The organism is Serratia sp. BIGb0234 (genome assembly GCF_024809915.1).
Lineage (GTDB): Bacteria > Pseudomonadota > Gammaproteobacteria > Enterobacterales > Enterobacteriaceae > Serratia > Serratia liquefaciens.
Map to the genome: position 1 here is coordinate 316,943 of NZ_JANUEI010000001.1, position 12,945 is coordinate 329,887.

14 protein-coding genes are annotated in these 12,945 nt (G+C 55.1%); 5 read left to right on the forward strand and 9 right to left on the reverse strand.

What is annotated here, in order from left to right:
* Positions 1 to 21 precede the first annotated feature (21 nt).
* The 4 genes from M2407_RS01675 to M2407_RS01690 all read left to right on the forward strand — a co-directional run bounded on the left by M2407_RS01675 (position 22) and on the right by M2407_RS01690 (position 3,797).
* Positions 22 to 1,341, forward strand: a complete 1,320-nt coding sequence (locus tag M2407_RS01675) for a sensor histidine kinase (protein WP_130015937.1) — start codon at positions 22 to 24, stop codon at positions 1,339 to 1,341.
* The gene (locus M2407_RS01680) at positions 1,341 to 1,961 is read left to right on the forward strand and encodes a response regulator transcription factor (RefSeq protein ID WP_020825762.1); all 621 of its coding nucleotides are present in this window, start codon (positions 1,341 to 1,343) and stop codon (positions 1,959 to 1,961) included. Before M2407_RS01675 ends, M2407_RS01680 begins: the two co-directional genes overlap by 1 nt.
* A gap of 159 nt (positions 1,962 to 2,120) precedes the next feature.
* Complete coding sequence (locus M2407_RS01685) at positions 2,121 to 2,618, forward strand: heme-binding protein (RefSeq protein WP_129940096.1); 498 nt, start codon at positions 2,121 to 2,123, stop codon at positions 2,616 to 2,618.
* A gap of 258 nt (positions 2,619 to 2,876) precedes the next feature.
* The gene (locus M2407_RS01690; protein WP_046374213.1) at positions 2,877 to 3,797 is read left to right on the forward strand and encodes a DUF808 domain-containing protein; all 921 of its coding nucleotides are present in this window, start codon (positions 2,877 to 2,879) and stop codon (positions 3,795 to 3,797) included.
* Positions 3,798 to 4,016: 219 nt separating this feature from the next.
* Here the strand turns inward: M2407_RS01690 and M2407_RS01695 are convergent, their stop codons facing one another.
* The 8 genes from M2407_RS01695 to M2407_RS01730 form a co-directional block, all read right to left on the reverse strand.
* Positions 4,017 to 4,553: a GNAT family N-acetyltransferase gene (locus M2407_RS01695; RefSeq protein WP_259216611.1), complete on the reverse strand. Its 537-nt coding sequence runs from the start codon at positions 4,551 to 4,553 to the stop codon at positions 4,017 to 4,019.
* A 198-nt stretch (positions 4,554 to 4,751) separates the two neighbouring features.
* Positions 4,752 to 5,777, reverse strand: a complete 1,026-nt coding sequence (locus M2407_RS01700) for a MerR family transcriptional regulator (protein ID WP_259216613.1) — start codon at positions 5,775 to 5,777, stop codon at positions 4,752 to 4,754.
* A 289-nt stretch (positions 5,778 to 6,066) separates the two neighbouring features.
* A complete protein-coding gene (locus tag M2407_RS01705) occupies positions 6,067 to 7,296 on the reverse strand; it encodes a cysteine desulfurase-like protein (RefSeq protein ID WP_130015940.1) in 1,230 nt (409 codons plus the stop codon).
* A complete protein-coding gene (locus M2407_RS01710) occupies positions 7,293 to 7,907 on the reverse strand; it encodes a 2OG-Fe dioxygenase family protein (RefSeq protein ID WP_104410908.1) in 615 nt (204 codons plus the stop codon). The genes M2407_RS01705 and M2407_RS01710 overlap by 4 nt, the downstream gene beginning before the upstream one ends.
* A gap of 346 nt (positions 7,908 to 8,253) precedes the next feature.
* The gene (locus M2407_RS01715; protein ID WP_116690963.1) at positions 8,254 to 9,066 is read right to left on the reverse strand and encodes a MetQ/NlpA family lipoprotein; all 813 of its coding nucleotides are present in this window, start codon (positions 9,064 to 9,066) and stop codon (positions 8,254 to 8,256) included.
* Between the two features lie 189 nt (positions 9,067 to 9,255).
* Entirely contained in the window at positions 9,256 to 10,092 is an 837-nt protein-coding gene (locus tag M2407_RS01720; protein WP_046374209.1) for a DUF1460 domain-containing protein, read from the reverse strand.
* Positions 10,093 to 10,195: 103 nt separating this feature from the next.
* A complete protein-coding gene (locus M2407_RS01725) occupies positions 10,196 to 10,738 on the reverse strand; it encodes a GNAT family N-acetyltransferase (RefSeq protein WP_046374208.1) in 543 nt (180 codons plus the stop codon).
* Positions 10,735 to 11,205, reverse strand: a complete 471-nt coding sequence (locus tag M2407_RS01730) for an acyltransferase (protein ID WP_259216616.1) — start codon at positions 11,203 to 11,205, stop codon at positions 10,735 to 10,737. Before M2407_RS01730 ends, M2407_RS01725 begins: the two co-directional genes overlap by 4 nt.
* A 204-nt stretch (positions 11,206 to 11,409) precedes the next feature.
* Between M2407_RS01730 and M2407_RS01735 the strand changes: the two genes are divergently transcribed.
* A complete protein-coding gene (locus M2407_RS01735; protein WP_020825776.1) occupies positions 11,410 to 12,000 on the forward strand; it encodes a Yip1 family protein in 591 nt (196 codons plus the stop codon).
* Between the two features lie 53 nt (positions 12,001 to 12,053).
* Here M2407_RS01735 and M2407_RS01740 read toward each other — a convergent pair whose 3' ends face one another.
* A complete protein-coding gene (locus M2407_RS01740; protein ID WP_259216618.1) occupies positions 12,054 to 12,905 on the reverse strand; it encodes a DMT family transporter in 852 nt (283 codons plus the stop codon).
* Positions 12,906 to 12,945: the final 40 nt, after the last annotated feature.

The following is a 12,945-nucleotide window of genomic DNA, read 5'->3' on the forward strand; positions in this document are numbered from 1 at the left end:
TTTGCGCAGGGATGGATGGGTATGTTCAAGATAATGGGCTGGTTAGCGTTGGCTCTGCTCTCCAGCGGCGGGCTGACAGCCTATTTTTTGCAGCAGCAGTACGAAGAGAAAAGCGCTGATTTTCGTATACTTTATCGCGACGTGACGGTGAAGCTTTCACAGCACGACGCCATCATTCCGCTATTGCCGGCCAGCCAATACAGCCGGGAAGTGCAGAGGATCTTTCCGCAAATCATCCATTGGCGTTCTCATCCTGGTATTGAACCGCGACGGCTCATCGTCGTGGAACAAAATGGGCGCTACTGGCTCAATGCCGGTAACCAGTCGTTGTTGATCGATCTGAACCAATTGATGAACGAATTGGTGGGAGAAAACGGCTTCCGGCACCTGGTGGTGCGTTGGAACGGTCAGACCTTATTTGAGCGCGGCGCGGCGCAGGCTTCCTACTATTGGCAATGGGAAAAGGTGATAGCCAGCCATTCGCAGCCTTTTGTGCTGGCCGCCGGTGACGATCCGAACTGGGCTACGCTGCCCTGGCCCCTGATCCTGTCCCCTGCATTGTTCTGGGGACTGGTGCTTTACTTGATTAACCAATATCGAACCAACCGTCGGCGGCGAGATATCGCCGATCTGCGTGCCCATTACGCCGAAATCACACGGCTCAATACCCTGGGCGAACTGACCGCCGGTATCGTGCATGAACTTAACCAGCCCCTCACCGCGATTTTGAGTTACAACCAAACGGCCTTGCGTCTGGTTCGGCAACAGCACACCGAACAACTGCCGCAGTTGCTTGAGGCCGCCGTGGTTCAGATCAAGCGCACCGACGCATTGCTGCAGCAATTTCGTCAGAAGCTGACCAGTGAGCGAGTCGATTATCAACCCGTCGCGCTGGGCGCACTCTGGGCCCGGGTTAGGACGCTGTTGGACAATGAAATTCGGGGCAATAAAGTCAAAATTAACAGCAGCATTCCTGACAATTTGCCCAGGCTGTTTGCTCCGCCGCTGTGGATAGAGCAAATTCTGCACAACATCGCCAGCAATGCGATTCAGGCGCAAGAAAATAATGCTGTCGGGACGGCCTGGATCAACCTGGCAGCCACGGCCACCGACGAGGGGATTGCTTTAACCCTGACTGACGGTGGCCCAGGGCTATCGGAACAGGCTCTGCAGCATGTCTTTATGCCGTTTTTCACCACGCGCGCCCAGGGCATAGGATTGGGAATGGCCTTGACGGATACGCTGATCCAACGTCTTAACGGCACCATCGAAGCGACGAATATTGTCGGGCAAGGGGCCTGCTTCCGACTCTGGTTACCGATACACCCTGAGGAGAGATGATGAACCAAACCATTTACCTTATTGACGACGAACCGGCCATTCTCTCCTCGCTTAGCGCCTTGCTGGGTACCGTCGGTTGGCAAACCCGTACTTACAGCAGTGCGCTGGCGTTTCAGCAAGGCGTCGGTGAGCTGCATGGTTTAACCGGCTGTCTGCTGCTGGATATCAGGATGCCGGGCAAAACCGGGCTGACGCTGTTGGAGGAATGGCAACGGCAAGGGTTGGCGATCCCGGTGATCATCATGACCGGGCACGCGAACATTGATTTATGCCGCCGGGCCTTCAAAAACGGCGCCTTCGAATTCCTGACCAAACCGATCGACGCCGATTTACTGTTCGAAGTGGTCGGCAGCGCATTGGAACAGCAGCAGAACTTGCAGGAGCGGCAACAAAAAATACGCCTGATGCAACACCGGCTGGCTACGTTGACTGCTCGCGAACAGGATATTTTTGAGCACATTATGCAGGGGAATTCGAGCAAGGAGATCGCTCGCGTTTTTGCACTGTCGCCGCGCACCGTGGAGGCCCACCGGGCCAATATCTTCGCCAAGCTGGACGTCAACTCTCTGCCCAAACTGATGAACGAATATGGCGAGCTGGCGCTGCTGAAAAAAATGTAACAACGCTTTGTTATTGATGAAAATGGGGCGCAAGTCCCGTCCCAAGGGCATTCTAGGTAAAATTACTTAATCGCGTAGGTAATCACGCCAATAGTGTGCTGCGGCTGCACCTTTTACTATTCCTGATATCCACAAGGGACAAGCAAGGAGCAAGCCAGTATGAAAATCATCATTTCAAGCATCATTTTACTCAGCAGCGTGACGTCGTTCGCCAGCATGGCCGGCGGCGTTCTCAGTGAAAAAAACCTTTCCCTCGACCTGGCCGATAAACTGGCTCAGAGCGCTATTCAGGCCTGCAGTGCGAAAAACTATAACGTCGCCGTTACGCTGGTCGATCGCGCCGGTACCCCGCTTGTCATCAAGAAAATGGATAACGCCGGTCCGCATACGATCGAAGCCAGTCGCATGAAGGCGTTTACCGCCCTCAGCACCAAAAACCCGACGGAAAACGTGATGAAGAATGCTCAGGCTAACCCAGGGGCGGCAAACCTGCGCGATATCCCGGGCTTCTTGTTGCTGGCAGGTGGCGTACCGGTGAAATCTGGGGACATGGTCATCGGTGCCATTGGCATTGGTGGGGCACCGGGCGGGGATCTTGATCAGCAGTGCGCGCTGGAAGCCTTGAAAAATAACCAGAGCAGCCTGAATGCCGGGTGATCTTTTTTAACGGTTACCGCCGCTTCTTAGGGGGCGTTAACCTGATGACCGGCATGGCTATACGCTTTCACCCACTGGATGATTTGCTGCAACCACTTGGGCAATCATCCAGCAATACTTCCTGTTTATCCCCCGTCTCTCCTCCCAATCGTTATTTCTCCACTAAAATATTCATTAGCAAATCGACAATCATTAATGTTGTAGTATGAATCTCGACGAAGAGATCGTGACTCGTGAATATGAAAAGGATGAACCACTTTGGCTGGAAGTAGCTTACTGACTTTAATCGACGATATTGCCTCACTGCTGGACGACGTCTCGCTGATGACCAAGATGGCGGCGAAAAAAACCGCCGGGGTATTGGGAGACGATCTGGCACTTAACGCGCAGCAGGTCACCGGCGTAAAGGCCGATCGCGAGCTGCCGGTGGTGTGGAGCGTGGCCAAGGGCTCGTTTATCAACAAGGCGATCCTGGTGCCGCTGGCGTTGCTGATCAGCGCATTTGCCCCTTGGGCGATCACGCCGCTGCTGATGGTGGGTGGGGCTTACCTGTGTTACGAAGGGTTCGAGAAGGTGTTCCACAGCCTGACCCACAAAAAACAGGATGGGGAAGAGAATAAAGAGGCGCTGAACGCCAATGAAGACGTGGCGGCCTATGAACAACGCAAGGTGAAAGGGGCTATCCGCACCGATTTTGTGCTGTCGGCCGAAATTATTGCCATTACTCTGGGCACCGTGGCCGGGGCGACCTTCAGCCAGCAGGTGATTGTGCTGTGCGGTATCGCGATTGTGATGACGGTGGGGGTTTACGGCATCGTGGCCGGCATCGTCAAACTCGACGACCTGGGGTTGTATCTGAGCCGTAAAAGCAGTGCGCTGGCTCGCTCAATCGGCAGCGGTATTGTCAGTGCGGCGCCTTATCTGATGAAGACCCTGTCGGTAGTCGGTACCATCGCCATGTTTATGGTCGGGGGCGGTATCCTGACCCATGGCTTGCCGCCGGTGCATCATTTGTTTGAGGACTGGGCGTCGTACGCCACCGTGGTACCTACCTTCGGTCAGATCCTACAGGGCGTGATTCCCGCCTTGCTCAACGTGGTGTTTGGTCTGGTTGCCGGCGGCGTAGTCCTGCTGGTGGTTTCGGCTCTGGGGGCGATCCGGGGACGTTTAAAGGCCTAAGCTAATCCCGCGCCTCTCGGCGCGGGGTCATTTAAAAGATCAGCTTGAACACGCCGGTGATGGTGAGCAGGCCAACGATAAAGATAATAGCGACAATCCACAGAATGATTTTCATTCGTCTCTCCCAATTGATTTGAATGACGGCGCGAGTTTTCGCTAACCTGATGAAATCATTATTTACTGTAGTCGATAATTCGCAAATTGCTCGCTGCAAGCCCATCAGGGGGGATTGTCGCCACCTGCGCCTAACGCACGCTGCATGATATGGGTGTCGCGCCACTTACCCAATTTAAACCCTACCGCCTTTAGCGTCCCCACGCTGCCAAACCCCAATTTTTGATGCAAGGCCAGCGAGCCATGGTTTTCCCCGGCATTGCCGACGACAGCCAGCATTTGGCGCCACGGCCCCTGCTCGCAGCGGGCAATCAGCTCAATCAGTAACGCCTTGCCGATGCCCTGACCCTGTTGCCCTTCGGCGATATATACCGATTCTTCCACGGTGAATCGATAGGCTGGACGCGGTCGATAAGGCGTGGCGTAACAGTAGCCCACGACGAGATGACCCCGCTTGGCCACCAGCCAGGGCAGCCCGGCCTCTTGCACTTTGCTCAGCCGCTGCCGCATTTCTTCCTGCGTGGGGGGCGTTTCTTCAAACGAAGCGGCGCCGAATAACACGTGATGGGCGTAAATCTGTTGGATGGCGGCTATGTCGTCCGGCGTAGCGTCGGTGAGGATCAGCGGAGCGGTGTGGGGCATAGTGATTCATGTTTACCTTGGAAATCAGAAGATAAGCGCATTATGCGCCGCGCCTGGCGACAAGGAAAATTGGGCTTTCTTATGCTGAAGATAAAAAAAAGTTATACCCGGCCGCGAAACGAAAAAATGGCGCATGACGATCTTCGCCATGCGCCGGGAGCCGCTGCGAGCAGCATTCGGACGGGGGAAAAAACCGGGCTAGCCGCGCATGAAGTGCGCCACCGCCTGCTGCAGGTAGCGTAATAGCGGCGGGGTCAGCCAGGTGCCTTCCGTCAGCGTCGGTTCCTGCTCCATGGCCTGGCGGATTTTCATCTGGGTGGCCGGGTGGGGACCGGCGTAGGACTGGAACAGTTCAAGCCATTGGGCTGCCAGCTGTTTTGCCCGCGCTGACTCTGGCGGTATGCCCTCATTCAGCGCCTGATGGAACTGGGCGATCAGTGCCGGCCATTCCTGCAGGCGGGTAAAGTAGTGCTGGCGTACATGGGCGTATTCTTCCGCCGACAGGTATTTTTGGTAGATTGACAGCTTGGTTTCGGCGAATGCCCGGGTCACATAGTCGGTCATAGCCGGGGTAATGCCGGTTTGTTCGCGTATCGCGGGCTCATCGGCATGCATGGCGTTGAGTCGGGTGAGAAACGCCGGATTAAGCGCCGTATCGCGTTCCAGCATCAGCATCCAACGACGCGCCAGCGCCTGAGCCTGCAACGCTTGCGGTTCAACGCCGCCATCGATCAACTGGCGCATGCTGCTGACCAACTCGGCCCACTCCTGATTGCGGCTCGGGTCGGCCTGATAGAAAGGCAATTGGGCCAGTTCGTCTGCGGTAAAATATTTATCGTACATGGTCATTAACTCCAACGTAGTCAGCCAGTCGTTCAGTTCCGGTTCGTCTCCGGCGGTGAGCTGAGCATGCATATGCTGCAGACGATCGCGCAGCGCGGCGGTCTGTTCCAACTGCCGCTCCAGCATGACGATTTGCTGTTGTATCACCGAAGTGAGCGCCATCCCCGAACGCGCCAAAATTGCCCCGACCTCTGCCAACGAGACGCCCATTCGGCGCAATGCCTGAATGTGGTGCAAGCGAGTGATGTCAGCCCGGTTGTATAACCGATACCCGGCGTCGGAACGCGCAGAAGGAACCAGCAAGCCAATGCTGTCGTAATAATGCAGCGTCCGGACGGTAATGCCGGAACGGCGGGCCAGTTCGCCCACTTTCAATAACATCGGTGTGCTCCTCCCTTGTGCGTTCCGGGATACTAAAACCTGACGTAGCGTGAGGGTCAATAGCGGAGTTAAGGATATTTTTGGCAACGGAGGAGGGCGTTTGCCTTAGGGAACATTAGCAAAGTGCTCTGTTGTTTCGTAGTAGGGGCACTGCATGCTGCTCCCTATTACATAATCAACAGATTAAATCGGGTCGAACATGTTCGCCCCTTACCGACTTAACCCATATGCAGGGGTGTCTGCCGTATGAGCCCAGCCAGGGGGCTGGGCTTTGTGGATCTATGTGCTGCTACCTTTCGCTGACGAGCAGCTCAAACAGCGTGTCGATTTCCTGCAGGGTGTTGTAATGCATCATTCCAATGCGCAATACGCCGCCGCTGTCTTGCAGGTTCAGTCGTTGGATTAAGCCTTGCGCATAGAAGTGCCCGCTGCCGACGCAGATATTGTGCCGGCCTAATCGGCGCGCAACCTGTTCGGGGGCATGTCGCTTAAAGGTCAGTGCAAAGGTGGGCGTGCGGCGTTGGCAATCCGCCTGAGGGGAACCGTACAGTTGCACATCGTCTATTTGCTGTAAGCGCTGCAAAAAATAGCGGCACAGGTTCTCTTCATGGCGATGGTAGTCGGCAAAACTTTCCTGCAACCGCTGCCTTAAGGACGCACCGGGCGTTCCCCATTGCGCCAGGTAGTCAACGGCTGCCGTGACTCCTGTCAGCCCTTCAAAACTCTGAGTACCCGTCTCAAAACGTCCTGGCCCCACGTCGGTAGCCGGTTCGACTTTATAGGGTTGCAGCCGCTGTAACCACTGCGGCGCGATATAGGCCATGCCGATGTGCGGACCAAAGAATTTATAGGCGGAGCACACTAAAAAATCACAGCCCAATGCCTGCACATCGATCAGATTGTGTGGGGCATAGTGCACGGCATCGACATAAACCTGAGCGCCGACCCGGTGAGCGGCTTCGGTGATGGTTTTAATATCGACGATGCTGCCGGTCACGTTGGACGCGTAGGTCACTGCCACCAGACGGGTTTTAGCGGTGATCTGTTCGCACAGTCGGGCAACATCCAAAGAACAGTCTGCTTGTTGCAGGGGGATTTGATGCACGGTGACTTGTTTATCGTTTGCCGCCTGTTGCCAACTGGAGACATTGGCGTAGTGATCCAGTTCGGTGACGATAATCTCATCGCCGGCCTGCCAGTGACGGCTAATGATTCGGCTGAGATGGAATGTCAGCGAGGTCATATTCATGCCAAAAATGATGTTATCGGGCGTCGGCGCGTTTAATAAGGCGCGCACCGACTCCCTGGCATTATTCATCACTTCGCCGGTCACGTGGCTGGAAAAATAGTGCCCGCCCAGATTGGCGTTATATTTCCCCAGGTAGTCAGTCATTTTTTCCAGTACGCCTCGTGAAACCTGAGACCCACCAGGGCCATCGAAGAAGATCACCGGTTGATCGTTATAATGCTGGGTCAGCGCGCTAAACTGGGCTCTGGCGAGTTCGGGCGTAAAGGTCATGCTTTTTCTCCGCGGGCAGTCAGGACAAAGATATCCAGGTGTCCTTCTTCTTCCGGGACAATGGCGCTGATCGGCGTGGCGTTATGCCATAACTTGCTGTCCGCCAGTAAAACGGCTTCGCCGTCCGCCAGCGCTTTTTTAAAGAAGGGAGGCTGGTGATTATCGGCGTATAACATGATTTCGCCGCCGACAATATTCTGCCGATGAATAGCAATCATCGCGATATGATCAAAACCATCCTGATGGATCCCTTCCGGCGCGACCTGCGTTTCATTATGAATGGCGACCACGCGCATCTGGTGAATTTCTATCTCCGCGCCTTCGGGTAAATCATTACTTTCCGCGAATAGATTACACATTTCATCCATGCCGGCGCTTTGCAACACGTCGCTATCAATGGGTTCAAAATGGCGTACCACGTTGCCCTGGAAGTGATTGATCTCATCGGACTGCACGAAATTGCGTTGGCCAACCTCTACCACATGGCCATTGAGATGTTTGACTACCGAATAGCGCCGTAAGCGGTATTTTCCGTCAGCGTGTTGTGTATGGGGCAATGCAGAAAACGACGGCGTTAATTGTTGGGTGGCCTGACGGCTAAGCGTAGTCATACTTATTACGTTTTCGTGTTTCTGTAACATAATCACCTCTAATATTATTGAATGATGACTTTGTAGGGAGGTATTTCGATTGAATTGTAGTCGACACTTTTGCCAAAGCAATTTTTGGCCGTCGCCCCGCAAATGTGGCTGTAAACGGGGATGAACGCAGAGAATGTTGGGTGTTGCGCGGCCGATGGTTTACCCGATGCGGTGAGGCTGGCGTTCGGGGCTGTAATGAGCTGCGGAATGGTTTTGACTGGCTGCCGGACCGAGCGCGGCGAAGGTAGGGGACTGAACTTGGGGAGAGATTAAAAGTGCGAGCACCTGCACAGGTGCTCGCCAGTAGAGCGCTGTTTTACCAGCCTTTGACCGCACCGCCGTTAAAGATCTTTTCGGCGGCTTTGGCCACTTCATCCGACTCGTAGGCTTTGATGAAGTTTTGTACGTTCGGCGCGTCCTTGTTGTCTTCACGCGTCACGATGATGTTGGTGTACGGCGAATCCTTGTCTTCGATGAAAATGCCGTCTTTGGTTGGCGTCAGGCCAGTTTGATTAATGTAGGTGGTGCTGATGATTGCCACGGTGACTTTCGGATCATCCAGCAGCTGCGGCAGCTGTGCGCCTTCCAGCTCCATAATCTTGTAGTTATGCGGGTTGGCGCTGATATCCAGTGAGGTCGGCAATAGCCCCTTGCCCGGTTTCAGCTTAATCAGGCCAGTTTTTTCCAGCAGCAGCAGCGCACGGCCGAGGTTGGTGGGATCCAGCGGAATAGCGATAACCGCGCCGTCCTGCAGCTCTTTCAGCGATTTGATTTTTTTCGAATAGCCGGCCATCGGGAACACAAAGGTATTGCCTACTGCCACCAGTTTGTAGCCGTGATCTTTATTCTGTTGTTCGAGGAATGGCCGGTGTTGGAAAACGTTGGCATCCAGTTCACCTTTGTCGGTGGCGTCATTGGGCAGCAATGAACCGCTGAAACCGACCAGTTCAACATCCAGGCCGTACTTCTCTTTCGCCACCTGCTTGGCGACTTCTGCCACGTCCTGTTCCGCGCCGTTGATGACCCCTACCTTGATGTGATCCCGATCGGTTTTCTGTTCACAGCCCTGCAGTGCCAGCACCGCGGCAAACGCCGCCAGCAGAGGGGTATAACGCCAGCTTTTGGTCATCGAGTGCTCCCTGAAAAAAACAATGAAATCAGTTGGTTTTGTGCTGCTAGCTAAGCCTGAACCTGCGGGGAAGTCAAACGCTTGCTCAGCACAAACGCTTATAGCTCATAACGGGAAGTTTTAAATCCCCCTCTTGCAAAACGCTACGCCGTTAGCGGCAAGCGCAAAGCCTGAAGGGGGAGGGGAATGTTATTTGGCGCGCAGCACCACGATGCCTGGCGTAGCCTGGACGTACTCCATAAACGGCGAGTCCACCACCTGCATATTCTCTTTACGCGACGAGGCATTACGCAATACTGGGCCGTTTTCGGTCATGATATAGATACCGGTATGGGTGACGTCCAGACCGGCCAGGTTGGTATAAATACCGATGTAATCACCGGTGTGCAACCGGGCCAGAACCTTGTCGTCAATCGCCTCGCTGGGCAGGTAGGTAATGCTGCGTCGAACGTTTTTCAGCCCTGGCAGATAGCTGCTGCCGTCTGATTTTTGATTGAGGTTTTTCACCAGCGTCACGGTATGCGGGCTGAGCGTGGCTGTAACGTCCGTTACGTTGGTTTTGGCCTGATGCGACCAGTCGGTGAAGAAGTGTTTACGCTTCAGGAAGCTGATATCGCCATTGGCATAGCGGATTTGAATCAGCCGCTGTACAAAGTCAGCCTGGCTGTTGGCCTGGCGCAGCGCATCGACATAATCGATGTAGGTGAAGCAATCCAGACCGCGGAAGTCGATCACCAGTTCTTCCGGCGTAGTCTGCGAGCCAATCAGCCGGTTGGCGACGTAGGGCGTACCGAGGAAAGGCCGCGACAGCAGGTCGATCATGCGGCCGTTATCCTGCCGTTGTTCGGGCGTTGCCTTGGCGCGCAGGGCGAGAAGCTCATTGAGTTTGTTTAACGTGTCGTTGTCCATGCTGGCCTTGAGATCTGCAGGTGGGGTAGTGATGGGTTCAGGTGTTTGCCCGACCGGAATTTTATCTGCACAACCGCTAAGCGCAATAGCCAATATCATTGAAACTACCTTGTACATTTTACCCTCCAATGGTTCGGCTTGTGATAGTAGAAATGATAACAGTTCTCACCATGGCCAGGATGGTTAATGTTTAAACATAGCCTCAACGTTCGGCGATCGCTTAATACCCGATTTCGCTGTTAAACGGCAAATACCAGAACAGGGCAATTTCGTGATCGGGAATATCAGGTTGAGCACGATACAGCAGATGATCGATGCCGCCGAGGATAAACCCAAAGCGCTGGTAGCAGCGGCAGGCAGGCAAATTGGTGTTTTGCGTTTCCAGCATCAGCCCGGCGGTTTCGTGACGTTGCGCCCAGAGTCGTGCGCTCTCCAGCAGCGCCGTGGCGACGCCGAGTCGGCGCACATGAGCACTGACGACAATCTCCTCGATGAGCGCATAGCCATTCCAGTTATTGCTCAGCGTAATATGGCCAACCGCCTCCCCGCGATGACGCGCCAGAAAGGTTTCGCTTTCATCATTGACGAACGGTGCCAGCGGGTAGTGCTTGCGAAACGGCGTCACCGGCAGCAGCGGCCAGCTGTCAATCGGCGCGTTGAAAATCGGCTGGGCGTAGTGGGCAATCTGAAAGCTGAAGTCGCAGCCGGTCAAGTATCCGTCGGGCAACTGGGTCACCGGGGTAATTTGAATCGCTTCGCTCATGGGGTCAGTTCTCTTAGCAGGCGGGCTGGATTGCCGGCGTAAATCCCCTTGCGGGTGATGTTTTGGGTGACCACCGCACCGGCGCCGATCACCACTCCGCTGCAGATTTCCACCGCCAGTACCGTGGCGCCGGACCCGATGGAGACGCTGTCGCCAATCCGCGTGCGGCCCCAGCTTGCCGGATCGGCATTGGGGGCGCCATCTTTGAACAGATCGTTGGCGAAGGTCACGTTGTGGCCGATAAAACAGTCCTCGCCGATGGTGACATATTCGCAGATAAAGCTATGAGACTGGATTTTACTGCGGGCGCCAATGCTGACGTTTTTTTGGATTTCGACAAAGGGGCCGACGAACACTCCGTCACCGAGTCGGCAGCCGTACAGATTACAGGGCTCTACGACGGTGACATTTTGCCCGGCGTCGACATCGACGATGCCGACCTGGCGAATCTTGATGGCGGATGACATGGCATTCCTCACGGCGGATAAGCAGGCGGGAATTATAAAACAAACTGCCGCCGCGTCTGCGCTTTCTGAACGTTTTTTCAGCGAAAGACTATAATTAGTACAGGGGAGAGAGCCCCGTGGCCGCAATCCTCGCACGGTTAGCAATCCGTCAGAGGGGTAAATTCGTTCGCCGATCGCGACCTACGGCGATGGAGGAGGTGTCTCATGGTTAATCATGTTTGGGGACTTCTGGCGCATCCAAGCACCGAGTTCGAACACATTAAAAGCGAGAACGAAAGCGTCTCGCACCTTTACACCCACCACGTGCTGTTGCTGGCGTTGATCCCGGTGATCTGCGCGTTTATCGGTACCACCCAACTGGGCTGGCTTTCCGGCGAAGGGCACGCTATCCGGCTCGATATGTTTACGGCTTCCTATACGGCGGTCGCGTTTTACCTGCTGATGCTGGCAGGCGTAGCTATCATGGGGAAAGTGATCCACTGGATGGCGCGCCGTTATGAGGTTCGTCCCAGCTTGCATCGTTGCATGGTGTTCGCCGGTTATGTCGCCACCCCGATGTTCCTCAGCGGCATCGTGGCGTTATATCCCGTGGTGTGGTTGTGTCTGTTTGTCGGCGTGATTGGCCTGTGTTATTCAGGCTATCTGCTGAACCTGGGCATACCTCACTTCCTGAATATCGACAGTAAAGAAGGTTTTATTTTCTCCAGCTCTACCTTTGCCATCGGCATCCTGCTGCTTGAGTTACTGCTTGGGGTTACGGTGCTGCTGTGGGGGTATGGTTCCTGGTTGTTCTGAAGTGATTGAGTGTTAGCCCCTCACGCCGGCCTGGCGTGAGGGGCTTTTGCTATTTAAGGTTGGCGAAACACCAGCATCACCCCGAGCAGAATGGCTGCCATGCCCAGCATGCTGATGGCCGCCAGCGCGTGGCCGAGCAGCAGATAGTCCAGCAGGGCGGTAACCGCCGGGATCAGATAAAACAGGCTGGTGACCTGCACCAGATTGCCGCGCTGGATCAGCCGGTACAGCAGGAAGGTGGCCAACACCGAAATCACCACCGCCATCCACAGCAGCGGCAGAACAAATGCCAGGCCCCAATCGACCCGCAGCGGTTCAAACGGCAGCACCAGCGTACACATCAGCAGCCCAACCGCATACTGCAGCGGTAATACCGCTAGCGGCGGTTGGCTAAGCCCTTTTTGTAGCAAAGTCCCGGCGGTCATGCAGCCCAGCGCGATAAAGGCGCACAGCATACCGGCCAGTGAGAAGTGGGCAATCATCAGGCTTTGATACACCACCAGCGTCAGTCCGGCCATCGCCAGCAGCAGGCCCAAGCCGCGCAACCCTGAGCAGCGGCGTTCGGTAATGAACTGGGTGAGTATCGGCTGAACGCCGAGCAGCGTCGCCAACACGCCGGGGGTAATGCCCTGTTCCAGCGCCAGCAAATAACAAATCTGATAGCTGCCGATCATCAGCAGACCGATCAGCACCACCCGAAGACGGGTGCCCGGAGCCGGCAAGCACTGCCGTTGCCACAGGCCGATAGCCAACAGCAGCGCCAGTGCGATGGCGCAACGAAAGAAGAGAAAAGCGAAGGCGGAAGCATGCTCCAACCCCCAGCGCGAGAAAATTGCGCCGCTGCTCCAGAGCAGAACGAATAGCGTAGCCAGGCCGGCGTTGGTCCAGTGAGAAATCAATCGCATTTTGTTTTCACCTGTCGTGAAAATAACAAGCTCCAGCACG

Excerpts from the sequence above, each read along its gene's own strand:
- M2407_RS01675 (WP_130015937.1), top strand. The coding sequence starts at position 22 with ATGTTCAAGATAATGGGCTGGTTAGCGTTGGCTCTGCTCTCCAGCGGC.
- M2407_RS01710 (WP_104410908.1), bottom strand. The coding sequence starts at position 7,907 with ATGACTACGCTTAGCCGTCAGGCCACCCAACAATTAACGCCGTCGTTT.
- M2407_RS01705 (WP_130015940.1), bottom strand. The coding sequence starts at position 7,296 with ATGACCTTTACGCCCGAACTCGCCAGAGCCCAGTTTAGCGCGCTGACC.
- M2407_RS01695 (WP_259216611.1), bottom strand. The coding sequence starts at position 4,553 with ATGCCCCACACCGCTCCGCTGATCCTCACCGACGCTACGCCGGACGAC.
- M2407_RS01740 (WP_259216618.1), bottom strand. The coding sequence starts at position 12,905 with ATGCGATTGATTTCTCACTGGACCAACGCCGGCCTGGCTACGCTATTC.
- M2407_RS01700 (WP_259216613.1), bottom strand. The coding sequence starts at position 5,777 with ATGTTATTGAAAGTGGGCGAACTGGCCCGCCGTTCCGGCATTACCGTC.
- M2407_RS01735 (WP_020825776.1), top strand. The coding sequence starts at position 11,410 with ATGGTTAATCATGTTTGGGGACTTCTGGCGCATCCAAGCACCGAGTTC.
- M2407_RS01715 (WP_116690963.1), bottom strand. The coding sequence starts at position 9,066 with ATGACCAAAAGCTGGCGTTATACCCCTCTGCTGGCGGCGTTTGCCGCG.
- M2407_RS01685 (WP_129940096.1), top strand. The coding sequence starts at position 2,121 with ATGAAAATCATCATTTCAAGCATCATTTTACTCAGCAGCGTGACGTCG.
- M2407_RS01720 (WP_046374209.1), bottom strand. The coding sequence starts at position 10,092 with ATGTACAAGGTAGTTTCAATGATATTGGCTATTGCGCTTAGCGGTTGT.
- M2407_RS01725 (WP_046374208.1), bottom strand. The coding sequence starts at position 10,738 with ATGAGCGAAGCGATTCAAATTACCCCGGTGACCCAGTTGCCCGACGGA.
- M2407_RS01680 (WP_020825762.1), top strand. The coding sequence starts at position 1,341 with ATGAACCAAACCATTTACCTTATTGACGACGAACCGGCCATTCTCTCC.
- M2407_RS01730 (WP_259216616.1), bottom strand. The coding sequence starts at position 11,205 with ATGTCATCCGCCATCAAGATTCGCCAGGTCGGCATCGTCGATGTCGAC.